Raw genomic sequence first — 25,769 nt, 5'->3', positions numbered from 1 at the left:
AATGATTGAAAGAACTATGATGGAGCAATGCCAAAAACATATAGGCAGCCATATGTTGCTTGAAACCACTGATGGACGAACTATTGATGGCATCATAGAAAGTACGGATGACCAGGGAGTAACGATGATGGTCGCCGAAGAGATGAATAGTGTAGAACGAGAGTATATTTTTACTGGTGACGATGATTATGATGATGATTTCAGACGTCGACCAAGGTTTCGAAGATTTCGCCGAAGAAGGTTTCCATTTCCTTTTATAAGAAGAATATTTTATTATCCATACTACTATCCTTATTATCCATACTATTATCCGCCCGGTTACGCTCCACCTTATGCATATCCTTATTAAATTTCAAAAAAAGCTTGAATCTCTAATAAAGAGATCAAGCTTTTTCTATGGTATTCATGAGTATCATGTTCCGCAAAACGTTCGGTAAAGTCCTTCCGTTTCAGGTGGCAGCTCGCAATACTTTTCTTGTTCCGGCAAGTACTCAAAAGGCTTTGATAGAGCATTAAGCAGCTTCTCCATCACACTGTAATCACCATCTTGCACCGCGGCATTCAGTGCCTCTTCTACCCGGTGGTTTCGTGGAATAACTGACGGATTGATGCTTCTCATTAGTTGATTCGCTTCCTCATTTGACTCCTGCTGCCTGCCTCGTCTTTCTTGCCACTTTTTATCCCATTCGCCAAAGTCTGAGCTGGCAAACAGCTTCGTATTGTCCTTTTTATCTAATGTTAACGCAAGGAACGTATTGGTATAGTCTGCATCGTACTCTTTCATTAAATGTAAGAGTTCCTTAATCAGTGCTTCGTCCTCTTTCTCCTCATGAAATAACCCTAGTTTCACTCGCATTCCTGCAAGCCAATCGCTGTTGAAACGGCTGCCAAAATCAGAAAGTGCGTCTTGAGCAAGTTCTACAGCCTGCTCTTGATCATCATGGAACAGCGGCAATAGTGTTTCAGCAAACCGTGCCAGATTCCAGCCAGCGATACTCGGCTGGTTGCCATATGCATAACGGCCTTGGACATCTATGGAACTGAACACTGTCGCTGGATCATACGTATCCATGAACGCACATGGGCCGTAATCGATCGTTTCCCCGCTGATCGTCATGTTATCGGTGTTCATTACTCCGTGAATGAAACCGATCAGCTGCCACTTGGCTATTAATGATGCCTGACGTTTAATAACTTCCTTATAAAAACTTAGGTATTTATTTTCGTCGTCTTTCACTTTTGGATAATGACGCTCGATGGCATAGTCAGCCAGAGCCTGAAGTTCCTCAACACTTCCCCATTGACGCGCGAACTCGAATGTTCCAACACGAAGGTGACTGGAAGCAACGCGAGTCATGATCGCTCCAGGAAGATTCGTCTCGCGAATAACCGGTTCACCGGTTGTCACAACCGCCAGACTTCGGGTGGTAGGGATCCCCAGACCATGCATCGCTTCACTGATGATGTACTCCCTCAGCATCGGTCCAAGTGCAGCCCGCCCATCTCCACCGCGGGAATAAGGTGTTCTCCCTGAACCTTTTAACTGAATATCGAAACGTTCCCCATTTGGATTAATCTGCTCACCAACCATGAGTGCCCGGCCGTCACCTAACATTGTAAAGTTTCCAAACTGATGACCGGCATAGGCTTGAGCAAGTGACGAACCGCCTTCAGGGACTTTATTGCCTGCGAATACTTGAAGGGCATCTTCACCTTGAAGTGCCTCAACATTCAATCCTAAGTCTTTTGCAAGAGATTCATTCAATACTACTAGCTTTGGTGCTTGAACTGGGTTTGGGTTGATCGTTGAATAAAACTTTTCAGGCAGACTTGCATAACTATTTTCTAGGTTCCATCCTGATTTTATTGTCATGATGTCTCCTTTCCTTTTTCTATTATGAAATACTTATCTATCTCCACATTAACATAATAAAATTTACTTGAGTCTCTTTCTGCCTCCCCATTATTCCCTTTTCATGCAAAATAAATAAACGCCCGATAAAAAGCGGGCGTTGTGAAATAAAGTATATATACAGGTTAACGATGGGATGGCCAGGACCCTTGCATCTTTCTAATTTGAATAATCTGACCTGTATGATAGGCGTCGTGGAGGAAGATGTCCAGCAGCTTACCTTCAAGTTGTTCAATCTCTTCTTCGGGAGTTTTAATCAGCAGCTGGCGTAAATTGTGATAAACCTCCTCGGCACGTTTAACAATTTTATTCCACTCTGCATCATCATTAGACTGTTCAGTTAGGGAGAAGGTTTGATCACCATCGAGATTATTTTTCCACTCAATACCCTGCATGTTGGACACAAGTCTCTCTTTGTAATAGATGAGATGATTCACGTTCTCCCAAATTGTTTTGGTTGCCTCTCCCGCTGGTCTCCACATGGCTTGTTCTGCCGTAATCCCTTCGATTGCGTGTTTTAGCGGAGCATACCAACTCTCCTTTTCATACGTTGAATCTAGTACATTTAAAAGCAAGTCAATTCGTTTCAAAGTCATTTCCTCCTTACCTTCCCTAAATGCTTTATTGGCATACGATTACCTTTCTTGTTTTGGATCGTTTATTCCTTCATTAAATTCTCTGCGTTTTATGTACTGACACACTTTTTATTGAATATAAATAGAATTGGAGCTTTGTGTTTTACAGAGGGGAGAGGCAGGAGATGGCGATTAAACCGCGACAGCTGCAACGGGGTGACACGATTGGGATTGTTACTTTAGGAAGCCCGTTGGATGCCAATACGATTAATCAGGGGATCAATACTTTAAGAAATATGGGGTTCCAAGTGATTTTGGGTGATCACGTATATGCCTCTAACGGTTTTCTAGCGGGGACGCCTGAGCAGCAGGCCGCGGATTTGATGTCCATGTTTGAAAATCCCCAAGTGAAATTGGTCTTGCCTACAAGGGGCGGTGTGGGTGTAGCCAGCATCCTTCCTTATTTGGATTTTCCTCTTATTAGCGAAAATCCTAAATTGATTTCGGGTTACAGCGACATCACTATCCTGCTGAATGTTCTTTACCAATATGCGAATCTCGTTACCTTCCATAGCTTAATGCTCCTTGATTTCAAACCGGATACTCCTGACTATAACTATAACCAGTTCTTTAATGCCACTACACGTTTGACAGCACCTTGGTCAATCAATAACCCTCCAGGAATCCCGCTAGTCAGTAAAGTTCCTGGCAATGTAACGGGTCCAATAGTAGGCGGTAATCTCACATCATTTGTAGGCACTTTAGGAACGCCCTATGAGATTGACACAAAGGGTAAAATTTTACTTATTGAAGATACACATGAACCGGTAAATACAATTTTCCGATACGTAAATCATTTGAAGCTAGCTGGTAAGTTTGATGATTGCATCGGAATTATTATGGGAGAATGCACGAATTGTAATCCTGCGTACGGGAAAACGTTCGAAAATGTGATTGATGAATTTATCGTTCCGCTAGGCAAACCACTAATGACGAACTTGACGAGCGGACATGGGTTCTATAAAGCAGCAGTACCTTTTGGGGTAAACGTGAACATGAATACGACTAACCGCACGATTACTGTGATGGAACCGACTGTGATTGCTTAGGTTTTTTTGACCCCAAAATGTGAGGACTTATAAATTTTTTTGAGGACTTATAAAAAAATTTGAAGACTTTTAAATTTATTTTAAGACTTATAAATGGTATTCAGGATTAATAGCAATTCTAATACACTTATAAAAAAGTGCACTTCTCCTTCATTAGGAAAAGTGCACTGTTATTTGCTAGCTATTTTTGAGGAATGTCACATCCATCGTCATCACACGATACACCGTCTTCGCTGTCTATAGAAGTAACCTCATCCTCTGCGATGATTTTTTTCAAAGCGTTCACAAACACTTCCGTTGGCTGGGCACCAGTAAGGGCGTATTTTTTATTAATCAAAAAGAATGGTACTCCCGTAATCCCATACTGCTGACCTGTTTGCTGATCTGCACGTACAGCGTCTGCCATCTCATTACTTGAGAGCATCTTCTCTACTTCTTCCCGGTTCAATCCGACATCAGCTGCAAGCTCCGCTAATGTTTCATGATCTCCAATGTGTTTGGATTCAGTGAAGTAAGCACGCAGAATACGATCCGTCATCTCATGCATTAAGCCGTGATCTTTGGCAAGCATCGTTATACGGTGAGCATCAAACGTGTTGGTTAAGATTAAGGTATCAAACTTAAAATCTACCCCAGCTTCTTTCCCCATCTGTGTCATGTTCTCTGTGTTTGCTTTTGCTGTCTCTATACTCATGCCATATTTCTTAGCTAGTTTTTCGTACATATTATCCTTAACATCGCGTTCCATGGTTGGATCCAACTCGAAGCATCGATAAGTCACTTCGATTGGGTGGTCAATCTGCTTAATAGCGTCCTCCAGACGCTTTTTGCCAATATAGCAGAATGGTCAGGCGAAGTCAGTCCACATTTCAATATGCATATCCTATCCCTCCAATTACTGTTTTCATCTTCAGTATAGAAGGAATCCTGGGATTTTACACGTGATGTGATTCTAGACAAAAAATACGGTATAGGGTAGGGGTCTGACCCCTACCCTATACCGTATTTTAAACTGCTGTCTCGTAAACTATATGGTTACTTCCTTATTCTTTATCACTTTACTGCTTACTATCACTACGACTGATGAAACGAAAAGGATCCATATTAATGCAACAACTGGATATAGAAGCGGAATCCCAAATAGATTGACCGTGTTAAAGTGATGGAACAAAAATTCAACTTTCATGATATAGAGGAATGAGAAACTGAACACATCGTCTAACCAGGTTGGAAGATTCATTGATTCAACAAACCAGTAAGGCAATGCGAAAATAACACCATTGATCATAAAAGAAATGAATGAATTCTTGCATAGAGATGAGACTAGGATGATCAATAAGGCAAAACTGAATGCTGCAAGCAGGTGAATACCTAACTGTATGAGATGAAACTCTATTAGTGTAAAACTATAGTTTGAAAAGAAATAAGTCGGCATATTCTGAATCGGACTCGTCCAGCCGTCATATCCAAATCTAATTCCATTACATATTAAATTAAAGGTCTCGGTGATCAGTACGATGGAGCATGCGTAAATGAGCGCCGCCATGATTTTAGACCACAGCAGACTTTCTCTTCCTTTACTAGAGCTTAAAATATACCGGTCCACCTTGGAGCTGTATTCTTGGGTATAGGTCGTCGAAAGCCCGATTAAAAGCATAGCTCCTGTTATTAGAAGAGCATATGTACTTGCATAGTCAACCGTTTCCCTTGGCCCTTCATTATATGAGAAATAGGACAAATCTACTTTTTGAATCATAGATTTCTCAAGTTCGGTGTTGTAATTATTGTCTTGCTGAATCTCTTTGTACCTGTTCTTCAGCCTTTGTTCTGAATTTTTTATAAAGGCAATTGTTTCATATATACCGGATTGGGTCTGTTCTTGATCGGTAATAATATGACCGCTTTGCCCGCCTTCTGCTCTTTGATCCAGCACTTTCATCAGGTTCTGGTATTCTTTTTCAGCGAGCTCAATTTTTTCTTTTGTAATTGGTCCTTCCCAATCCTTATACAGCTGCCTTTCCATTTCTGTACTATGATTGAACGTAAATCCCGTTGAGAAAAGAAGCAATAAGAAAAACGTGATATAAACCGTTCGTTGTTTAAAGATCTTGTAGAGTTCAAATTCCATGAGCTGCTTCACGCCGTTTCCTCCTCATCAAAGTAGTATAAATACAAGTCTTCGAGATTTGGAACATCATGTTGTGCGTTTTGCTGAGGCTGATCATCACTTAGAATGCGAAGCTGGAACTTATCATCTATGCGTGCGATGTTACCCACTTTGTATTCGGATTGGAATCTAGGGACATCTTTCTCTTCAATAACTAGCGTCCACACTTTGTCTTCAATCCCTTTTAACAAAGTTTGAGGTGTTTCCTTTTTCACAAGCTGACCTTCCTTTAAAATCAATACTTCTTTCGCAATAAATTCAATGTCTGAAACGATATGAGTGGATAGAAGAACAATTCGATTGGTTGAGATCTTAGACAAAAGATTTCTGAATCGGATTCTTTCCTTTGGATCCAGACCTGCCGTCGGTTCATCTACGATTAAAATCTTCGGATCGTTCAATAACGCCTGTGCAATCCCGATACGGCGCTTCATTCCACCGGAGAAACCGCCTATCTTTTTACGGTGATGATCTGATAACCCTACTAACTCTAATACTTCCTCTACTTTCTCATTTGTTTCATCTTTCGGCAGCCCTTTTAAAGCAGCGATGTATTTCAGGAATTTTTTCGCTGTAAAGTTTTTGTAGTAGCCGACATGCTGAGGCAAATAGCCGATCAGCTCCCGGTACTTCTCATTCATTTCCGCGATATCTTGCCCGTTCAAGAGCACACGGCCGGAACTTGGTTTCATCACACTCGCCAGTATACGCATCAGCGTCGTCTTACCAGACCCGTTTGCCCCTAGAATTCCATAAACGCCTGTTGTAAGTTCCAGATTGATATCATTTAGCGCATTTTTATCCTTGAAAATCTTCGTTATGTTCTCAATGGTTAACTTCATATATAACACCTCTTTTATAAATGTGGACTGCCTTAAACAACGAAAGAATCAACGCTATGGCACTTGCGGTTACATACAGTTCTGCTGGCAGTGACTCTAATTTTTCAATGATTCGCGGCTGGCTTAAGTATCCGCTGACAGTCAGCCATATTACCATGCCTGCCGTTATGGCATAAATCTGCCGGTACCTGCTCACAAAAAGCAACGAAAGTGCAGATATGAACGTAAACGGTGTGATCCAGTATAAAAGCATCTTAGAAATCAAAACCTCTTGATGAAACAGCCCTAAACTCACGGTAATTAAAAGGTTAACAAAGAGGTTGAACCCGCCAACAACGAGCATCTTCGAGAGCATAATTTCCTGAAAGTTATACTTATAAGACATTTCCAGTTCTGCCATGCCGGCATTCCTGCTCTTTAACACTTCGATTAAACCCATAATCGTCGTGATAGGCGCGAACATCATGACCATCGCATATGGATCTACTTGCATGAGAAGTACACCAGATAGTGCAGCGGCGATTAATAATCCATTAGCGACCCAGAACAAAGAGCTCATATAGAAGACTTCTTGATAGGCTTGCTTCGTGATGACAGCCATTCCTCTAAAAGCTGCTCTCCACTTATTTTTCCGAACCGGAACATACGGTTTCATCGCATCGATCGTCATCATGATCTGCTCTTCCGCTGGGTATTCCACATCGTATTCATCTAACAAACTGCCAATCTCCTGTTCTAAGTCTTCTATATGATGTTCCACATTTTTATCACAAGTATGGTGTAGTTTTCTGCTCTTCATCTTCAACACCTCGCTTTAAGAGTTTGGCTAGCTTGCCTAGCCCTTGATGCAATCTCGATTTAACCGTCGAGACATTCGTTTCCGTCACATCCGCTATTTCTTTTATTTTCATGTGGTGAAAATACTTTAGCAGGACTGCCTCCCGCTGATGTTCGGGAAGGGTGTTAACGGCTGTTTTTACTTGTTCTCGTATTTCTTTCCGTTCAAATATGTAAGGAATATGGCTTCGGTCACACACAAGCGCTTCATTTAATTCCGCTTGCTTTGATGTCTGCTTAAAGTCGGAGCTTCTCCAATAATCCCTGCAATGATTGACGGCGATCGTATACAGCCAGCTTGAAAACTTGCCTTTATTGGAATACGACTGGATTCGCTGAATGACTTTTATAAAAATTTCCTGAGTTAGATCGTACGCCGTTTCCTTGTTTCCGACTTTACGGTAAACATATGCGAAGATCTGTTTATAATATTTTCGTGTTAAGACCTCCATGGCCGCTTGGCTGCCGGCTAAGATCTCTTTAACGAGCTGTTCATCTTCAGGCATTTTTATCACCTCATTCATTAAGACGGGATATATTTCAAAAGGATTTAAATTTATAAAAAAAGAGCTGTTTTATCCAGCTCATTAGTTGTCGTTTATGTATTCAATTACAATTATTTCAAAATATGACACTTAGTACAATGACTGATTTGACTATAGAACCTTTCCCACTCCTGTCTTTACACCCAATCCAGTAACTCGGGACAGGCAAATTCCATATTTTAATATGAGGAAATCGAGAAGAGATTTTCACGTAAACTTGCGATTAATCTTAACTCGTTATTAATAGTACAAACAATTCAAGGAGGTGTTCTTATTGGATAATAAACACCAATGGAATCTGGATGGCTTAAGCACGGGTGACTTTCAGGTCAGTGGCGGTAACCCGCATCATCCACAAGATCCGCGTGAACAAGATCCCCGTATTTTTGTCGGCACCTGTGTCGGCCTTTGTGTAATCGGAATCTGTTTTAACTTTTGCGGAGGTTGTGGCGGATGTTTCGGATGCGGCGGATGTGCTGGACGTTGCGGTGGATGTGCCGGATGTGGCGGTTGCGCTGGTCGTTGTGGTGGCTGCGGCGGACGATGCGGTGGTTGCGGCGGCGGACGTTGTGGTGGACATTAATCACATCGTGAGACATGATAATATGCTGCTTTAATTAAGAAAAAGGACTTTAAGCTGACTCAAAAGGTACATAAAATGGCCTTTGATGTCAGCTTTTTCATATTTTTGTGGTGTTTTATCGGAGAAAATTGTCATTCTTAGGTGCAAGTGTATGCGGCTGAGCGAAACAAAGGCTTTCTTGCGTGAAACGAGAACTAGTTGGCGTGAAACTAGAGCAATCTCGCGTGGAACGGAGACTAGTTGGTGTGAAACGACAGTGATTCTGCGTGAACGTGTAATAAATATAAGAACGCGTACCGTAAAACCCGCCCATCGTATCCTCCTTGCAAACTTTTTTAAATACATAATGGACAAAAGGTATCCATATGAATAGATGATGAGCTTTTCATGGAGGAGTGGTCGTATGAACAAAGTAAATCCTTCTATGTGCTTAAAGGTGAAAAAAGATCTCTTTATTTATCCAGAACCAAATAAAGGGGTATATCTCAGGAACAATGTCACCTCTGTACGAATGGAAGGAAGCACGATAGAAAAGTGGCTTGAGAAGTTAATCCCCATGATGGATGGAAGTCTGACGCTCGGCGAAATAACAAACGGTTTACCAGAGCCCTATAAGGAGCAAGTGTACAAGATTTCGGACGTGTTATTTGATAATGGTTTTGTACGTGATGTCAGCCAGGATCTTCCCCACCAGCTTTCCGAGTCTATACTTACAAAATACGCTTCACAGATTGAATACATCAATCATTTAAAAGACTCTGGCACATATCGGTTCCAAAAGTACCGTGACACAAAGGTAGCTGTGCTGAGTTCTGGTTCCCTTCTTTACTCTCTTGTCCAATCACTGATTGATTCAGGTCTTCCTGCGTTCAGCATCTTTCCAGCTCAAAGGACAGATGAAAACAGACTGCATAAAATGATAGCTGATGCGAAGGCGGCAGATCCCACTACCTTAATTTCCATCATACCGTTAGAGAAAAACAGTGAAAACTTGCAGCCGTTTGACTATATCATCTACGGTTCAGAAGGAAATGATTTGAATCAACTACGCACAATACAAGAATTTTGCAAGAAACAAGGCAAGACATTTTTACCTGTTACGATTGAGAAAAATACTGCATTTGCGGGACCAATAGTTACTGTTGAATCCAGTGCGTGCTGGAATTCCGCTTATCGCCGGCTGCATCAAACGGAAGAAACAATAAGCTACTCATCTTCGTCAACCGCTGTTTCCTTGTTAGCGAACGTGGCTGTTTTTGAACTTTTCAAAATGATTACCGGTGTTCAGGAAAAAAACAAAGATAGTCTGATCTACAGACTTAACCAGGAAACACTCAAGGGGAGCTGGCACCCTGTTATTCCTCATCCTCATGTGACGGAAAACATAAAAGCAGTGCCCATTCCAGACCCACTGCTGCACATGCTGGACACAAACCATCCACAAAAAGATTTCCAATCGTTGTTTTATCAGATCACTTCAAAAGAAACCGGGATTTTTCAAACGTGGGAAGAAGAAGATTTACTGCAGCTTCCTTTATCCCAATGCAAAGTTACAGTAGCGGATCCTCGCACAGAGATTGTCTGTTCAGGACTTACGCATGATGAAGCAAGAACTGAGGCTGGTCTCTCAGGGATTGAAACATATGTAAAAAGTTTATATCAGGACGGTTCTCACTCTTTGGCCGCTGGTGCTGGTCAAACGGCAGTGGAAGGTATGTGCAGAGCTTTGCAAAACAGTCTTCATGAAGCATTTGTTAAGTCAAAGGAATATGCCGCTTTATCTAAAATGGACGTAGGCAGTATACATGATGAGCGATGCCGCTTTTTGATAAGGTCTCTGTCTGTGTTTTGTCCGGAAACAAAAGTTTATAGCGGTGATAAAGTGTTCGGTTTTCCTGTCGTCTGGGTGCATGCCAATGACCACTGGTACGGTAGTGCAGGTTTGAATAGTAAGATGGCTTTAGAGAGAGCATTTAAAACGGCTTTGATAGACACGCAAAGTAATGAATACCTATTTAACCCCTATGGTGTTAGGGTAAATTCCATTCCGTGTGAAACGCAATTACAGGTCATTTCCTTGGATGAACAGTCCCTTCACGAAACTTTTGCTTCAGCACTTCAAACGCTAGAAAATAATAATTTGCGGCCACAGTTCTTCTTGTTGCAAGCCGAAACCATCCTTAATGAACATACAGCCGGAATATTCGGTGTCACACTGTTCGAGGAGGAACAGTCATGAAACACTCCATCGCTATTATTGGAAACGGGCAGTTAGCTGACTATGTATCTATGAATTTACGTGAAACCTATCAAATTACACGCTGGGCTTCTGTAGAAGAAGCCGTTCCAAATAAAGAAAATTTGGCATTGGTGCTTCACGACTCGTGGGATCCGGCTGAACATTTAAAAGCTGAAGAAGCATTCGGTTCGCGAGGTATCCCATGGCTCCGGGCATTCTTTTCCTTTGGTGAAGCGAACATCGGTCCGCTTGTTGTGCCTGATGAACCTGGCTGTTCGCAGTGTGCCGACCTTCGGCATTTTATGACGGGACCAGACCGAAGAGAACATTTTCAGATTAAAGAATACAAGCTGAATGCGATTGAGAGCTTACGAGATCCGTGGGCCACTAATCTCGGAATCTCCCAAACTGCTGCTCTCATTCAAGGTGAGATTCATTCTTTTTTAAATGGAGAAAAAGCACATACAGTGAATCACGTCCTCTTGCTGCACTTGAACACGTTCAGGCTATCCCGCCATTTCTTTTTACCTGACCCGTATTGTTCTGTTTGCGGCGGCCTGCCGGAGGATACAGCGGATTCCGCAAAAATCACTTTGAAGCAAAGCCTGAAAACTTCGATGGAAAGTTACCGGTGCCGTTCGATCGAGGAACTCCAGAAAGTACTCAGCAAAGACTACTTGGACAGCCGGACGGGTGTTTTAAATTTTAAACGATATGATTACCTGTCCCCTTTTGCAGACACCGTCGTCAATCTTCCATTATTGTCGGGTAACGAATTGAACGCAGGACGCACCCATTCTTATGCACAGAGTGAGCTCTCCGGTATTTTAGAGGGACTCGAGAGATATTGCGGCTATGCGCCACGAGGTAAACGAACGACGGTGTATGAACCTTATTCAAAGGTAGAGAAGTATGCGCTGGATCCTGAATCGATCGGCGTTCATACGAAGGAACAATATGAGAGACCTCATTTTCCATTTGAGCCTTTGGACCGTGACCGATCTGTTCATTGGGTTTGGGGTTTTTCGCTATCAGAGGACCGGCCGATTCTAGTTCCTGAGACGTTCGCATATTACAGCTTAGGCGGCGGAGAAGGATTTGTGTACGAAACATCGAACGGCTGTGCAGTTGGCGGCAGTTTGGAGGAAGCGATTTTATACGGAATCTTCGAGATCGTTGAGCGGGATGCGTTTCTAATGGCATGGTACGGGCAGCTTCCTATTCCCCGCCTGGATAGCAAAACGATCGATGACACAGAACTGCAGCTCATGCTCCACCGCCTCCAGAGTATAACGGGGTATGAAATTCATCTGTTTAATGCCACGACGGAGAATGGCATTCCGAGCATTTGGGCGATGGCTAAGAATACGAAGGATGATGGATTGAATCTGCTATGTGCAGCGGGTGCCCACCTCGATCCTATTCGAGCCGTAAAAGGAGCCGTTCAAGAACTCTCCGGCATGCTGCTAAACATGGATGATGTGTTTGTAAAGAACCGCAAAAAATATGAAAAGATGCTTCGCGACTCGTATCTTGTCCGCCACATGGAAGATCATTCGATGCTGTACGGTTTAAAAGAAGCGGAGAAACGGATGTTCTTCCTGCTCGATAAACGAATGAATAGAAATTTTAAAGACGAATTTCAGCCAGTCCGCCAAACGACTGATTTGTTGGATGATTTAAATGGAGTCTTAGAAACGTTTAAAAAATTGAATCTAGAAGTCATTGTTGTCGATCAAACAGGACCTGAACTGAAGCGGAACGGACTGCACTGTGTAAAAGTCGTGATACCAGGGATGTTGCCGATGACATTCGGTCACCACTTGACTCGGCTAAAAGGACTTGATCGCGTTCTGACTGTGCCGGCAAAACTCGGTTACGTGAAACAGCCTCTCACCTATGGGGAGCTTAATCCGTATCCTCATCCATTTCCATAAGTTAGCCAAGGGGGAACTGTTATGAACCTCGATGAATTTTTGTATAAACTTCATTTCGAGACAGACAAGATAACACCCCCTGACTGGGAGGTGAACTGGGACGATGCGCCTCTTCCCTATAAACTGTATCGTGGATTGCCTGTTGTACATTTAGATTCAGATATTCCGGAAGTACTTGAACAAACGGCGAAACCAACTTTAAAAGACATCGGCCACTTTCTTTGGTATAGTTTTGGACTTACTCAAGTCAGCGAGTCGTTCCCTTTTCCTGGCCAATCGGACTCATGGACAGCATGCAGGCGTTTTGTCCCATCCGGCGGAGCGCTGTATCCAAGTGAACTTTATTTGTATTTAAAAATTGAAGATGTGGCTGCTGGAATATATCATTATGACGTCGCGCACCACCGTTTAGTTTGTTTGCGGGAAGGTAATTTTGATGATTATGTAAAGCAGGCACTCGGTAACCGCTGTGACGTCTCTTCTACTTTTGGAGCTGTTTTTATCTCGACTTTCTTTTGGAAGAACTTTTTCAAATATCATAACTTCTCTTACCGGCTTCAAGGTTTGGATGCTGGATTTGTGATCGGTCAGCTGCTTGAAGTCGGTCGGCGGCTCGGTTTTAAATCAGGTGTATATTATCAGTTCTTGGATCGTGCCATTAATCATCTGATTGGAATCAACGATCATGAAGAAAGTGTATATGCCGTGATTCCTCTTTCTGTTGATAAAAAAATGACCTGGTTTCGTGATGAAGCGCAAGATTCGGTATCTGCAGAAAAATTATGCTTTGAACTGAAACCGCTCCATCATCAGCATTACGTCCGGTCGAAGAAAATAAGAGAATACCCGATGCTGCTTAAGATGAATGAAGCATGCATGATGGATTTTTTTGCTTCTCCAATCACAATAAAAAAGACCCAGCATGAAGAACGAGGAAACCCGGTTATCAGGCTTCCTTCTGTAGATCGGTTATCCTACAAGTTCTCAACTGCATGCCGTAGCCGCTACTCACCTGGCCTGGATTTCGTCTTGAAGCCGATCAGCCTGAACACATTGTCTGCACTATTTTTTGAAACCATTTCTGCGAGTTCCTACCGAAATGATCTTGATCAAGGTCTTCAGCAGCTTCCTTACAGGGTATCTCTTACTCTTAGTGCATATAACATTGATGGTTTATCAAACGCCTTATACGCCTACGATGGTTCAGCGCATGTAATGAGAGGTATAGCTGAAGGAGATTTTCGCAACGCATTTCAAGACGGACTGTTAGCCGACTTTGTTAATACTGCACAGATTCCTCTAACCGTGAACATCGTTGGAAAACAGGATCATTATCGAAGTGCCTTTGGATATAGAGGGCATCGCATTCAGCACATGGAAACGGGTATTCTCTCTCATTCTTTGCTACTGGCCGCTTCGGCATTAAAATTAGGCGGGCATCCCATACTAGGATTTAATGTACCTTGGTATGATGAGCTCTTTCAACTGAATCAAAGTGGAAGAACCAGTCTGCTTCATATACCAATCGGGCATTATCGGCCAAATCCGAGATTGCAAGGAAGTTTGCACAACTAAAAAAAGCCTGAGATCATTTTCTCAGGCTTCTTTACGTCTATCTTTCTGGCTGGACTATGATTATCTATGCTGATCAAAAAGAATCGGATTCCCATCCGGATCTTCTATCATAAAACTTGCCGGTCCTTCGCTGCTTTCGTCAGCTTCAGTAAGCATTTTTACACCTTTAGCTTTAAGCTCCTTTTGAAGATCTCGAACGTCTGTAAAGGAATCGAGATTTTCGGCATTTTCATTCCAACCCGGATTGAATGTGAGAATGTTTTTTTCAAACATGCCTTGAAAAAGACCGATTACACAGCTTTCATTCTTTAAAATCAGCCAATTTTGTTCGATGTTTCCTCCAAGAGCTGTAAATCCTAATTTCTCGTAAAACTCTTTTGAAGCATGAATATCTTTTACCGTTAAACTTACAGAGAATGTACCTAGTTTCATAGTTCCTCCTATTAACGCTTGTTATTTTCTTACAACAAGTATAATCGAAATAATTTCATCTTCCAAAATTTTTTTCATTATTTATCTTTTTTGACGTTTCCTTATATAAAGTCCAATGAAAACAATGAATAACACGAACAACACAACATAAATCACTTTTGAATAAACATCCATGTAATGTGCGATAACATCCCACGATTCTCCAAAGTAAGCTCCCAGGTTCACGAGTACCACGTTCCAGATCAGTGTTCCAAGAGTAGTAAGCAATAGAAACACACTCATGTTCATGTTAGACATTCCAGCAGGGATGGATATCAAACTACGCACTAATGGAACAAACCGGCAAAAGAATACCGTCCAAGGACCATAACGGTCAAACCAGGCATCTGCTTTATGAATGTCGTCTTTCGTTAGACGCAGAATATGTCCCCAGCGATCAATGATCTTCTCCATTCTTTCAACATCCAGCTGTCGACCGATTCCGTAAAGCACTAAAGCACCTAGGACAGAACCCGCTGTTGCTGATAGGACAACTCCTAAAATATTCAGGTTTGCGGTTTGTGTCATAAACCCGCCAAACGTTAATATGATCTCCGACGGGATGGGCGGAAAAATATTTTCTAGCGCAATCAGCAGTAATATGCCAACATAGCCGAATTCGTTCATAATACTAGTTAACCAATTTTCCATCGTAAACTCCTTTAATTCAAACTAAGATGTGCACTTTTTAATAGGCTCAGTACAAGTACGTCTATTTTTAAGAAAAGTTTCTATTAAATTAAAGTTCTCTAAAAAAGCTTAGACGAAAAATAATCACGCTAACCAAAACCTCTATAATATGGAGGGAAAAAATAAGAGGCTTTAACTAAAAGCCCCCTTTCATCTATTAATAACCATTCCTAAATTTATAACAATATGAAAAACTATGGCAGGGTAAATACTATTGGTTTTCAAAGCCACTATTGCATAAAAAAGTCGTTATATCCTAGCATTTAGTTGTTTTTTCTCTCACGTACCAAATTTAAAATATCATTCTGTTCTTTCAACTTTTCAGTAATATCTACAAGTGTCGAGAAAATTAGCCATACAAAAATCCCGAAAAAGACTAATGGTATTATCGTTAGTAAGTCACTCATTATTAATTCCTCTTTCTATAATTATTTTAAGTATCAGTCCTTTATTTCAATAAAAAAGTGCACTTCTGCTTCTTAAAGAAATGCACCCGTTAGTTGAAGATTGGATGAAAAATTATTAATAGAGCTCCTAAAAATATAAATCCAACAATGACGATTAATCCACTTGTATCTATTAAGACACTTAATATTACCCATAAAAAATAGAGATTTTTATTTTTTGTACTTTTATCATTATTGTTTATGTAGGCTTCTTTAATTAGCCACCCTAAAATACTGCATCCAACAACAACCAATATAATGCCTATCGTCATTATTTTCATAAATACCCTCTTGACTATTTTTTATTATTTTCTTTAACTACTCAGCTTCGGTTAGTGAAAACGGCAGAAACGCACCCTTTTTGTTGAAGAAAGTTTAGTCCTTATCATTTTCCCATCTTAAAAAAGCCCAAAATTGTAACATCTCCATTTTTAAAGGGTATGAATGATTTAAATATTCCTCTTTAACTCCCTTAATCATTGGAAAGTTAGCTACTACCTCAGTACAGGCCATGGATAATAATTCCTTTTCCGCCTCTGAAGGTTCCCCATTAAAATAACCTGTCCAGTAAAGGGTTTCGTTATCTAACATTACAGTTAATCCTCTTAATTTTTGTGGAATAGCACCTAAAAGGGAGTAATGGCAACTTATTATTAAATCATCTATTGTTGTGTCCATTATTAAATACCCCCAGTGAATTTCAATTATTATAGCATTTCTTATTCAACAATCCTGCACGTTTGTTCAATAAGTTAAATTCAATAAAATAGGTGTTAACCCTTCATAAATTAACACACCTTATCGTTGAATATATGTTCACGGGAAATTATCGGAGGTTAAAAGTTTTTTTTGGAAGGAGCAAGCAGGAGTCTCACACCTTGCACTTTGATCGCTCATCATTGGTTAGAAAATTGCTTAAAATAAAAAAGAGGCACCCTCTATCACTAGGAAATGCCTTTTTATGGTAACTCATTTATCGTTCTTAAAGTAATGAACAGGACGAATTTCGATGCGCCAGCCAAACTCTTCCCCTCTGCTGATTTGTGTTGTCGGATGAAGAGAGGCTAGCTGGATCGCCTCATCCATGCCCTCTGCTTCAAAAATGAATATGCTGCCGATCAGCTCTTTCGTTTCTGTAAACGGGCCATCTGTTACGATTACCTTACCGTTCACACGGCGTAAGCTTTTGGTCTCTGACTCCAGACCTGCATCAATCAGCACCTTACCGCTTTCATAAAAATTCTCAACGACGGGCTGGCATTCACTCATAACGGCCTCAATCTCTGCCCTTGGGCGTGCATTCATTTTTTCAGGGTTGAAATAGCCCATACATAAAAATATCATATTCATCTCTCCTATATTACTCGAATTTTTTTGTATCTATTAATATGTCAATCATCAAACTGTAAAATCGACAAAACTTTAATATATTTTTTATTCCATACAAACTTTAGCCTGTTTCAATAGGAATTTCTGTTCCTGTACATTTTGTGTTAACGAAGCAGCACGCTGGAATTCTTCAAATGCTTCCCTCTTTCTCCCTAGCTTTAGGAGAAAATTGCCCTTTACGCTCGGAAGCAAATGATAGTTCTTTAACGTCTGCTCCAAAAGTAGAGAATCAACAATCTCCAACCCTGCCTCTGGCCCAAATGCCATCGATATAGCAACCGCACGATTCAATTCTACTATGGGAGAAGGTGCCACCTGGGCAAGGGCATCGTATAGGGCAGAAATTTCTTGCCAATCCGTTTCCGTTGCTGTTCGTGCCTTTGCGTGACAAGCAGCTATAGATGCTTGCAGTGAGTACGGACCATAGGTACCACCAATTTGCTCAATCCGCTTCAGCGCAGAAAAGCCACGGTGAATCAAAAGATCATCCCAAAGCACCCGATTCTGATCCTGAAGCAATATCGGCTCTCCCGATGGACCAATGCGCGCTTTGAAACGTGAGGCTTGGATTTCCATGAGGGCAATCAGGCCATGTACTTCCTGTTCCCCAGGGAGAATTACCGCCAAAATCCGGCCAAGACGAATGGCTTCATTACACAGTGTTGGACGAATCCAGTTCTCACCGCCGTTTGCAACGTATCCTTCATTAAACATGAGATAGATCACTTCCAGAACGGATGAAATACGGCTTGCAAGCTCAAGTCCATGGGGAACTTCTAAAGGTACCTTTGAAGCAGAAAGTGTACGCTTTGCTCTAACGATTCGTTGTGCAATGGTTGATTCCGACATAAGAAATGCTCTCGCAATTTCATCTGTCTTTAATCCGCATAACAGTTTAAGCGTTAGAGCGACACGAGCTTCCCTGGAAAGCACCGGATGACATGTGGTGAAGATGAGACGTAAAAGATCGTCATTGATCTCCTCTTCAATTGAATCAAAGTCCGTTTTTATTTTGAATTCCATATTGCGCCCGATTTCCTCATACTTTTGATCACGTAGTTTGTTTCGACGCAGATGATCAATCGCCCGACGTTTGGCAACAGTCATGAGCCAGGCTCCCGGTTTTTCCGGTATGCCTGACTCCGGCCATTTTTCAAGTGCAATGGCCAACGCATCTTGCGCTAAATCTTCTGCAATACTGACATCTTGAACAATTCGGGCAACTCCAGCAATGATTCTGGCTGATTCGACTGTCCAGACCCCTTCAATGGTTCGGTGAGTTCCGTATGTTGTCACTACTTTGATTTCTCGCTTAATTTAGCTTCTTTTGCCAACATTTCGGTCAGCTCTGGCGCCTCAAATACTTGACGCAATTCAATCTGACCCTCCCCATGTCCTTGCGGGTCCGGCATCCGCATGGCCCACTCAATGGCTTCTTCCCTCGACTTCACATCTATCAAAATGAAACCGGCAATCAATTCTTTGGTTTCCGTAAATGGGCCATCCGTAACCACCGGTTTTTCTCCTGGTTTCGGATACGAAATGCGAATCCCATTTGAACTTGGATGAAGTCCTTTAGCTGCAACCCGCACACCTGCCTTAACTAATTCCTCATTGTACTTCCTCATGGCTTCATTGAGCTCTGAGCTCGGGCGATTTCCAGCTTCCGAATTCTTCGAGGCTTTGACAATTAACATAAACAGCATAAATCTTCCTCCTTATTTTTAGTTAATTTCTTGTTAGAAGATCTTTTTTACTCGGCCTTTGTATAAATACAACGAACAAGAAAAAGCAAAATCGACAACAATCATAAAAAATCTTTGCCAAATTATCTAAATGGAAATATGGGCACGAGAGTATTATTTAATCCAAATAGATTAGCTGTTATTTCGCAGAAAAGCTTATACAGATCATGGTGACCATATTTAGACGTTTTTTTATAAGATTTGTACTGAATTTCGGATAGCAATACAATGTTTCACTTTTGTGTTAAATACTGAAACATCTTATTTTAGAAAAACTCCTCGTTAGTTTAATAAATTCAATAAAAAAGTGCATATCTCCTTTTTAGAGAAATGCACCCTTTTGCGGAATAAGAGTATGTAGGGTTAGCCCCAAAAGTTAAGGCGAATTTTTGTGAAAAAATTATTAAGAAACCATAATTTCACAATACCAATACCTGCAGCTAAACTGTAAATTATGAAAGAGTGCTTGGATAATAATTATAGGCTTCGGTACTCCAACAGTACCTGCAGCCACTGGGCAGGTCTCTTCTTGAACTCTTGGAGATCCTGATAAGGAAGAGTATATAGGTGCCAACCGATTCCTCGGTGAAGGCATCCGAGTTGATCAGAAACCTTCAACAGCTTTTCAAGTTCTTCCATTTTTCCAAAAGCAGTCCATGGCTCCAAATAATAAGGTCGGAATTCATTGGTCATGTCCAGCCACTCAGCATCATCCTCTATTAGCTCATAGAGGGAATTCCAAAAAATACGGGTGCTGAAGAATGGATGAGTGACAGAAGCGTCTCCCCAATCAATAAAAACAGATCTCCCATCTCGATCATAGATATTAGCTGTGTGTAAATCTCCATGATCAAGTGATGGCGGAATCAATCCCTCCATCAAATCGCACATTTCCATCAATTCAGACTTCAATTCAATGATGGTCTTTGTTTCTTCTGCACCAAGTCCTGTCTGGCACATCTCTTCCAGATGCTGGTCGATCTGTTTCTTCAGGATCGGGATTCTCCTGTCAGGAACACCTAGCTCAATAAGCTCTTGTACATGCTTTACTTCCTGCACCTGGAGCTCGGCATATTCCTGAAAAGCTCTCTGCCAAACTTTCTTATCTCTCTTTTGTCTTAATAGAGTTCCTCTTATCTCTTTCATTATTATCCATGGTTCTGTTGGATGAACCCCGATTATGTCAGCCGTTTTTCCTGGCTGACGTACTGATAGATATGCGCTAAGAGGACTTTCAAACGCCCATGCCTTCCCTGTTGACTTAAAGTAAAATGTCTCATTTTCTGCCGGTAGCCGAAGAACGACCTCGAGTCCGGATGATTTGACGGTTTCATAGTTTCCTGTAAAACGCTTATTTACCTTTTTAAATTCATCGGAAATCCATTGTTCAATTTTTTGTATGTATTCCGTTTCATCCTTTTTGTTATGAGTCACGAGCCGCCCACTCCATTCAAGATTTGATAATGGCATCACGTTTAACTGACATAAAAAAAACAACCTCCCAAATTACACATAACTTATCGCTTGCCGCGATGCAATTAACCGTACATAATATTTTGAGATCATATTACTTCAAATTAAAAATCCCCTTGCCAGTTTCCATACTTATCGGCAAAGATGAATGAAAATGGGTGATGGACCAGGATTCGCTTTCTTTTCTTAAACCAAATGTGAATCTGTTTGCTATCTGACGAAGTTTCTCTCCGGATTCTTTGTGAGCCGCAAAAGTAACAGCACAATGAATAAAAGCCAGATTCGCATTTTCTTCAATTACGAGATCAGCAAAATCTGTCTTGAGTAATACACCTTCTTCACTTAAACCATCAAACCACTCTTTCACGATTTCCTTCCATTGAGAAATACCCGTACACTCCCATTCTCCCCAACAATCATAAATATGGATGTCAGAATCGAAGGCAGATATAAATCTCTCAACGTCCTTCTCATAAATGGCCGACTTGTAGTTTTCCAGCACTTCTTGAACGGTATGAAAACGAATACTCATGGTCACATCTCCTTTATTATTCAACTGCCTTTTTATGAATAAAAGCAGTGTACTTTTCACCTTTCTATGTATTCTATTGAGTTATCTATTATCCTTTTCAAGCCATCTTCAGGTTAAAAACTCTGCTAAATTTTAGGATGTTTGAATTGCAGTTCACCAGAATACTTTTTATAATAACTAGTGATGAATGGAGTGTGATGGAAATGGCAAATCAGTTTGCCGTAATCAGAAGCTGCTCATGCAAAGCCTTATTGTTAGGGCGATACTTTGTATGGGCGGATCGTAAACGATATTGATTGTCGCCCAAGAGTAGTTATCGTTTCTAATAATGGGCTTTGCAGCTTGTTTTATTTTTTATTAAAACTAAGGAGCTGAAAAGCAATGAATACACCATTCATTAGAAACCATCAATATAACCTCATTAAAAAACAGGTCGTACATCTGCAGCATGCCTGCAATAACGGTGCTGACCCTAAAGTAATTGAAGCGGTAGAGTTCAATGCTTTATCCACTATTTTGGATTCGTTTCCGGAAATAACAGATTCTCAAAAACAGACATTAGAACAGTTTGTGGGATTGCGTAAGACGGAAGAGTTCCAGCAATATCTTTTTTCGCTGGAATCTTATATAGAGGCATTTTCACAAGTAACTGGAAAACAGATCATGAAGTTGTACCCGAAGATCAAAAAGTTAAAGACACCTAACTTAAGTACGATCGATTATCACAAGATCAGCTATTTGGGCTGGGTGGACATCGCCACTCAAAAACTATTTATCGTCTATCATCTGAACGGTCAAACGGTTGGTATTCAAGGTCGTTATACTCCTGCGAGCAAAGGGGTATGCTTTTTATGTAATGGGATTGGAGACGTAGCACTGTTTTCAGCGATCACGAAATCCAAACCAGCGAACGCATCACCTGATTACTATAAAGCGATCGGTAACTATATGTGCGTGGACAGCCATGAGTGCAACAAGAAGATTACGGATATTGCCGTATTGGAGAAGTTTCTTCAAGAGGTTCTCTACTAAGGATGGATAATAAAACCAGTTAAATGTGGAACCAACATCAAAACGACCTGATTTATGTCAGGTCGTTTTCTTATATTCTTATTCAGTTAAAGCACCCGATTGCTGAACAACCATCTCCTATTTTTATTTTAAATATTTATGGTATATGTCGGTTCACCAAATGTAAGGTCTTATCATCGATAAATCTAAGTTTACTATAAAATTCCTTCCCTGCTTCCAACTATACGACTAAAGACATCTTAACGCTCTTCTGACTTTCCTTGCAAAATCCAGTGGATCATCAACATCTTCAATATTAACGTAAATCAAATTCGGATCATCAAACAACCACTCGTTGTGTATTGACGAAACTTCTATTCCCTGATTAATAATTGCACCAACAAATCCAGCAACTTCTTTTTGCAAAAGTGCTATCCTTCCTAGACACAAAGCTCTTCCACAATTATCTCTTGATTCGTATGAGAAGGAAGTTGTAACTCTAAATCTTTTTCCCATGATTGTTGCATTAATATCATCTCGACTTATCGTTGCCACACATTTTCCACCGGCGAATCCAGCTTGTCCACCGATAATTCTTGCAAACTCTTGACAAGTTGATTCTTCATTCATCTTCATAAATTTATTCACTCCTATCACTATTATGTTATGAAGGATTGAATTAATTCGAAATGGACATTAATCTAATCGTTTACAAAAAAGATTTTGTTAAACTAACGAACGAAATTATATAAATCAGGTGCTGAAAGTGGTTTTTCACATCAAAAACTTTAAAAATAAAAAATCGCAGCGAATTCTACTGCGATTTTCTTTCCTAATATCTATACAATTTGGTCTAATCTTTTAAGAGTTCGTGGTTGTGCCAGGTCCTTAGTTAAATAGTTTCTAATGAAGGACATATCTGATTCCAGTTCACGCATGGTTCTTTGATTAGAATCAACTGTTTGAATAAAAAACTCATAAAAAACCTTATTCAACAATCCTCTACGTTTGTTCAATAAGAATGTTACCCACAAATTTCTGAGAGATACTATTATTAATATTCATTATTAATGATTGCAAGTACCTGATGGTCTTGCCACTTTCCGTTTATCAAATAATTTTTCTTGGCAATTCCCTCTTTATGAAACCCTGTCTTTTCCAATATTTTGATGGAACCTATGTTATGTGGCATTGCCTCAGCTTCGATTCGATGCAGCTTTAGTTGTTTGAATCCAAAGTCTACTATTAATGAAAGAGCTTCTGTCATATATCCCTTACCATTCAGTTCTTTATCAAGAGAAAATCCTACCATCCCTTTTTGGGCAGGACCTCTTTCTATCTTAATTAAATCAATTTGTCCAATTAATACATGGGATTCATTAAGGTAAATGCCAAAGGAATATCCTAAATCATTTTTTCTGTTTTCCTCTATTTTTTCTATTCTTTTCAATTGCCCTTCTAGAGTATAAAATTCAGGATCTCTTTTAGGATCATATTGACTAAAAAAATCTTTGTTTCTTATTTCAATATCTAATATGGATTTTACATCTCTAGTATTTAGGGGTTTAATATAGACATTCATACCTTTAAGCATCAAGTAGACCTCCAGCATACATTTGTCTTAATAAACCGCACTGTACTTTATTTCTATAAAAAAGAGCATTTCTCCTTTTGAAGAAATGCTCCCAATTCTTGAATAACATTATAAAAAAACTTAGCTCAAATGGAAATCCACACCATACTTTTGAATTGGTATGTGAATTAGCTGGCTATTTGCCTTACTTTTTTTGTTTTGAACTCCAAAAGAGACCCCTTACAAGCGCATGCTTTATTCGCTTTGTTTTGGTTTAGCCTTTGATTTACTGCCCTTTTTAGAACGATATTCGTTTCCTTTGTTATTATTGCCGCTGATCAGCTCACTGCTGAATTCTTGATCGTGCTGAGAGTGTGGTGAACCTTGATTTTGACTACCTTGGCTTCCATTGCGATTTGTCATCTCGTTTCCTCCTTTAATAAAAACTTCCTTTATAGTATTGCTTTTACGTTGCCGATTACTCATTTTTTAACTACATAAGAAAAGCTGACACAAAAAGTCCCATTCACGTCCCTTTTGTATCAGCTTTACTATTAATTAATTTGTTACTGGTTTAGATAATGGTTTGCCTTGATTCTCTATCTTTTTAACAGCTTCTGCACTTGTATCTACACGTTTTACGAACAGTGCTAATAATAATGCTACAACATTCATTCCTAAAGCAACGTAGAACGAATATTGAATTCCGGATAATAAAGCTTGCTGTGATAATGCAGCGGTTGAAGCTTCAGTAATGGTTGCAGGATCCACTCCGCTCATCAAGCTTTCTGCTTCCGTTTTGGTTACAGAGTTCATTAGCGTAACGAGGATTGCCGTTCCAATCGAACCTGATACTTGCTGAGCTGTATTATTTACGGCTGTACCGTGCGGATTGAGCTTCGTCGGCAGTTGGTTTAATCCGTTTGTCATGATCGGCATCATAACCATCGAAAGTCCGAACATACGCAGCGAGTAAACAAAGATGATATAAGAATACGCCGATTGAGCATCTAAGTTAGCCAGCATATAAGTGGAAACAGCTGTAATCGATAGTCCTACTACTGCCAAAGCACGCGGACCAAATTTATCGAACAGCTTTCCTGTAATAGGTGACATGACAGCCATTACGATCGCTCCTGGCAGCATCATCAAACCAGAATCTAATGGTGAAATGCCGCGAACACTTTGTACGTATGCCGGAGTTAAGATCATCCCTGAGAACATAGCTACTGCGTTTACAATCGCGATAATTGAAGCAAGAGCAAACATCGGATATTTATAAACACGAATATCTAATAACGGCTCCTCAAGTTTGAGTTGACGCAGCAAAAACAGAATTAATGCGATGCCACCCGTAATGAGTGTGCTGAGTACGATGGTATCCGTCCATCCATCGGAACTCGCGGTACTGCAACCGTATAAGATTCCCCCGAACCCGATACTTGATAATACAATGGATGCATAATCAAGTGTCGCCTTTTTGTTTTGAGGCATGACGTTATCCAGTTTCCAGACTGCGAATAATAAACTAATGATTGCTAAAGGCAAGATCATCTCAAAAAGCAAACGCCAGTCATAGTATTCTACGATATATCCAGATAATGTAGGTCCTATCGCTGGTGCTGTAATCATAACGAGACCAAAGATCCCCATCGCCATACCACGCTTTTCGCGCGGAAAGCTAACGAGCATGATGTTCATTAAAAGCGGCCCCATCACTGAAGAACCTGCTGCCTGAATCATACGTCCTGTCAGTAACAGACCAAAGTTTGGTGCGAAAGCGGAAATCGCCGTACCTACTGTAAAAATGACCATTGAAGCAATAAACAGCGCTCTATTTGAAAAACGTGTAATCAAGAACGCTGAAGCTGGAATCAATACGCCACTGACAAGCATGAACCCCGTTACCAGCCATTGTACCGTTGAGTAATCTTTTATCTCTAAATCCACCATAATGGTCGGAAGTGCGACGTTCAGCAGTGAATTGTTTAAAAATGAAACAAATGCTCCGACGAACAAGATAGCGAGCATTAAATAAGGAGGCTTTTTATGTTCTAAAGCTGTATCCGTATTTTTCATGTATTTTCCCCTCTGTTTTATAAAATTAATACTTAACTT

General features: G+C 40.6%; 28 protein-coding genes. 7 read left to right on the top strand and 21 right to left on the bottom strand.

The window, feature by feature from the left end; genetic code table 11:
- Position 1: 1 nt before the first annotated feature.
- Complete coding sequence (locus tag ACFQ4X_RS03115) at positions 2 to 349, top strand: hypothetical protein (protein WP_379833105.1); 348 nt, start codon at positions 2 to 4, stop codon at positions 347 to 349.
- A gap of 63 nt (positions 350 to 412) precedes the next feature.
- Here ACFQ4X_RS03115 and ACFQ4X_RS03110 read toward each other — a convergent pair whose 3' ends face one another.
- Together ACFQ4X_RS03110 and ACFQ4X_RS03105 are read right to left on the bottom strand one after the other, a co-directional pair.
- Positions 413 to 1,873, bottom strand: coding sequence for a protein adenylyltransferase SelO (locus ACFQ4X_RS03110; protein WP_379833104.1), 1,461 nt, complete (start codon positions 1,871 to 1,873; stop codon positions 413 to 415).
- Between the two features lie 164 nt (positions 1,874 to 2,037).
- Positions 2,038 to 2,502, bottom strand: coding sequence for a DinB family protein (locus ACFQ4X_RS03105; RefSeq protein WP_379833103.1), 465 nt, complete (start codon positions 2,500 to 2,502; stop codon positions 2,038 to 2,040).
- A 170-nt stretch (positions 2,503 to 2,672) separates the two neighbouring features.
- On the opposite strand from ACFQ4X_RS03105, the gene ACFQ4X_RS03100 reads away from it, so the two are divergent.
- The gene (locus ACFQ4X_RS03100; RefSeq protein ID WP_379833102.1) at positions 2,673 to 3,596 is read left to right on the top strand and encodes a S66 peptidase family protein; all 924 of its coding nucleotides are present in this window, start codon (positions 2,673 to 2,675) and stop codon (positions 3,594 to 3,596) included.
- A 181-nt stretch (positions 3,597 to 3,777) separates the two neighbouring features.
- Here the strand turns inward: ACFQ4X_RS03100 and ACFQ4X_RS03095 are convergent, their stop codons facing one another.
- The 5 genes from ACFQ4X_RS03095 to ACFQ4X_RS03075 form a co-directional block, all read right to left on the bottom strand.
- Positions 3,778 to 4,431, bottom strand: coding sequence for a DsbA family oxidoreductase (locus ACFQ4X_RS03095; protein ID WP_379837008.1), 654 nt, complete (start codon positions 4,429 to 4,431; stop codon positions 3,778 to 3,780).
- A 192-nt stretch (positions 4,432 to 4,623) separates the two neighbouring features.
- The gene (locus ACFQ4X_RS03090) at positions 4,624 to 5,736 is read right to left on the bottom strand and encodes a hypothetical protein (RefSeq protein WP_379833101.1); all 1,113 of its coding nucleotides are present in this window, start codon (positions 5,734 to 5,736) and stop codon (positions 4,624 to 4,626) included.
- The gene (locus ACFQ4X_RS03085) at positions 5,733 to 6,605 is read right to left on the bottom strand and encodes an ABC transporter ATP-binding protein (RefSeq protein ID WP_379833100.1); all 873 of its coding nucleotides are present in this window, start codon (positions 6,603 to 6,605) and stop codon (positions 5,733 to 5,735) included. Before ACFQ4X_RS03085 ends, ACFQ4X_RS03090 begins: the two co-directional genes overlap by 4 nt.
- Complete coding sequence (locus tag ACFQ4X_RS03080) at positions 6,589 to 7,404, bottom strand: hypothetical protein (RefSeq protein ID WP_379833099.1); 816 nt, start codon at positions 7,402 to 7,404, stop codon at positions 6,589 to 6,591. Before ACFQ4X_RS03080 ends, ACFQ4X_RS03085 begins: the two co-directional genes overlap by 17 nt.
- Complete coding sequence (locus tag ACFQ4X_RS03075) at positions 7,373 to 7,948, bottom strand: RNA polymerase sigma factor (protein WP_379833098.1); 576 nt, start codon at positions 7,946 to 7,948, stop codon at positions 7,373 to 7,375. The genes ACFQ4X_RS03080 and ACFQ4X_RS03075 overlap by 32 nt, the downstream gene beginning before the upstream one ends.
- A 485-nt stretch (positions 7,949 to 8,433) precedes the next feature.
- On the opposite strand from ACFQ4X_RS03075, the gene ACFQ4X_RS03070 reads away from it, so the two are divergent.
- The 4 genes from ACFQ4X_RS03070 (at position 8,434) to ACFQ4X_RS03055 (ending at position 14,321) form a co-directional block, all read left to right on the top strand.
- Positions 8,434 to 8,604 (top strand): hypothetical protein, encoded by a 171-nt coding sequence (locus tag ACFQ4X_RS03070; protein ID WP_379833097.1) that lies wholly within the window; start codon positions 8,434 to 8,436, stop codon positions 8,602 to 8,604.
- Positions 8,605 to 8,973: 369 nt separating this feature from the next.
- Positions 8,974 to 10,809 (top strand): bacteriocin maturation protein, encoded by a 1,836-nt coding sequence (locus tag ACFQ4X_RS03065; protein ID WP_379833096.1) that lies wholly within the window; start codon positions 8,974 to 8,976, stop codon positions 10,807 to 10,809.
- Positions 10,806 to 12,746 carry a TOMM precursor leader peptide-binding protein gene (locus tag ACFQ4X_RS03060; protein WP_379833095.1) on the top strand — a complete coding sequence of 647 codons (1,941 nt, stop codon included), beginning with the start codon at positions 10,806 to 10,808 and terminating at the stop codon, positions 12,744 to 12,746. Before ACFQ4X_RS03065 ends, ACFQ4X_RS03060 begins: the two co-directional genes overlap by 4 nt.
- Positions 12,747 to 12,767: 21 nt before the next feature.
- Positions 12,768 to 14,321 (top strand): SagB family peptide dehydrogenase, encoded by a 1,554-nt coding sequence (locus tag ACFQ4X_RS03055; protein WP_379833094.1) that lies wholly within the window; start codon positions 12,768 to 12,770, stop codon positions 14,319 to 14,321.
- A 60-nt stretch (positions 14,322 to 14,381) separates the two neighbouring features.
- On the opposite strand, the gene ACFQ4X_RS03050 is transcribed toward ACFQ4X_RS03055, so the two are convergent.
- The 10 genes from ACFQ4X_RS03050 to ACFQ4X_RS03005 form a co-directional block, all read right to left on the bottom strand.
- On the bottom strand, positions 14,382 to 14,753 hold the full coding sequence (locus ACFQ4X_RS03050) for a VOC family protein (protein WP_379833093.1): 372 nt from the start codon (positions 14,751 to 14,753) through the stop codon (positions 14,382 to 14,384).
- A gap of 81 nt (positions 14,754 to 14,834) precedes the next feature.
- Positions 14,835 to 15,443, bottom strand: coding sequence for a DedA family protein (locus ACFQ4X_RS03045; protein WP_379833092.1), 609 nt, complete (start codon positions 15,441 to 15,443; stop codon positions 14,835 to 14,837).
- A 302-nt stretch (positions 15,444 to 15,745) separates the two neighbouring features.
- Positions 15,746 to 15,889, bottom strand: coding sequence for a hypothetical protein (locus tag ACFQ4X_RS03040; protein ID WP_379833091.1), 144 nt, complete (start codon positions 15,887 to 15,889; stop codon positions 15,746 to 15,748).
- 89 nt (positions 15,890 to 15,978) lie between these two features.
- Positions 15,979 to 16,209 (bottom strand): hypothetical protein, encoded by a 231-nt coding sequence (locus ACFQ4X_RS03035; protein WP_379833090.1) that lies wholly within the window; start codon positions 16,207 to 16,209, stop codon positions 15,979 to 15,981.
- 94 nt (positions 16,210 to 16,303) lie between these two features.
- Positions 16,304 to 16,606 (bottom strand): hypothetical protein, encoded by a 303-nt coding sequence (locus tag ACFQ4X_RS03030; protein WP_379833089.1) that lies wholly within the window; start codon positions 16,604 to 16,606, stop codon positions 16,304 to 16,306.
- 291 nt (positions 16,607 to 16,897) lie between these two features.
- Entirely contained in the window at positions 16,898 to 17,272 is a 375-nt protein-coding gene (locus ACFQ4X_RS03025) for a YciI family protein (protein ID WP_379833088.1), read from the bottom strand.
- A 90-nt stretch (positions 17,273 to 17,362) separates the two neighbouring features.
- On the bottom strand, positions 17,363 to 18,613 hold the full coding sequence (locus ACFQ4X_RS03020) for an RNA polymerase sigma factor (protein ID WP_379833087.1): 1,251 nt from the start codon (positions 18,611 to 18,613) through the stop codon (positions 17,363 to 17,365).
- Positions 18,613 to 19,023, bottom strand: a complete 411-nt coding sequence (locus tag ACFQ4X_RS03015) for a YciI family protein (protein WP_379833086.1) — start codon at positions 19,021 to 19,023, stop codon at positions 18,613 to 18,615. The genes ACFQ4X_RS03020 and ACFQ4X_RS03015 overlap by 1 nt, the downstream gene beginning before the upstream one ends.
- 516 nt (positions 19,024 to 19,539) lie before the next feature.
- Positions 19,540 to 20,496 (bottom strand): phosphotransferase, encoded by a 957-nt coding sequence (locus tag ACFQ4X_RS03010; RefSeq protein ID WP_379833085.1) that lies wholly within the window; start codon positions 20,494 to 20,496, stop codon positions 19,540 to 19,542.
- 133 nt (positions 20,497 to 20,629) lie between these two features.
- Positions 20,630 to 21,067: a nuclear transport factor 2 family protein gene (locus ACFQ4X_RS03005; RefSeq protein ID WP_379833084.1), complete on the bottom strand. Its 438-nt coding sequence runs from the start codon at positions 21,065 to 21,067 to the stop codon at positions 20,630 to 20,632.
- Positions 21,068 to 21,448: 381 nt separating this feature from the next.
- Between ACFQ4X_RS03005 and ACFQ4X_RS03000 the strand changes: the two genes are divergently transcribed.
- Positions 21,449 to 22,099, top strand: a complete 651-nt coding sequence (locus ACFQ4X_RS03000) for a FusB/FusC family EF-G-binding protein (RefSeq protein WP_379833083.1) — start codon at positions 21,449 to 21,451, stop codon at positions 22,097 to 22,099.
- 228 nt (positions 22,100 to 22,327) lie between these two features.
- Here ACFQ4X_RS03000 and ACFQ4X_RS02995 read toward each other — a convergent pair whose 3' ends face one another.
- The 4 genes from ACFQ4X_RS02995 to ACFQ4X_RS02980 all read right to left on the bottom strand — a co-directional run bounded on the left by ACFQ4X_RS02995 (position 22,328) and on the right by ACFQ4X_RS02980 (position 25,730).
- Complete coding sequence (locus ACFQ4X_RS02995; protein ID WP_379833082.1) at positions 22,328 to 22,714, bottom strand: DUF1259 domain-containing protein; 387 nt, start codon at positions 22,712 to 22,714, stop codon at positions 22,328 to 22,330.
- Positions 22,715 to 23,132: 418 nt separating this feature from the next.
- The gene (locus ACFQ4X_RS02990) at positions 23,133 to 23,672 is read right to left on the bottom strand and encodes a GNAT family N-acetyltransferase (RefSeq protein WP_379833081.1); all 540 of its coding nucleotides are present in this window, start codon (positions 23,670 to 23,672) and stop codon (positions 23,133 to 23,135) included.
- Between the two features lie 234 nt (positions 23,673 to 23,906).
- Positions 23,907 to 24,074, bottom strand: a complete 168-nt coding sequence (locus ACFQ4X_RS02985; protein ID WP_379833080.1) for an imidazoleglycerol-phosphate dehydratase — start codon at positions 24,072 to 24,074, stop codon at positions 23,907 to 23,909.
- A 135-nt stretch (positions 24,075 to 24,209) separates the two neighbouring features.
- Positions 24,210 to 25,730, bottom strand: a complete 1,521-nt coding sequence (locus tag ACFQ4X_RS02980) for an MDR family MFS transporter (protein WP_379833079.1) — start codon at positions 25,728 to 25,730, stop codon at positions 24,210 to 24,212.
- Positions 25,731 to 25,769: the final 39 nt, after the last annotated feature.

Source organism: Fictibacillus halophilus, assembly GCF_042680145.1.
Taxonomy (GTDB): domain Bacteria; phylum Bacillota; class Bacilli; order Bacillales; family Fictibacillaceae; genus Fictibacillus; species Fictibacillus halophilus_A.
This window is presented reverse-complemented; position numbering and strand designations above follow the sequence as displayed.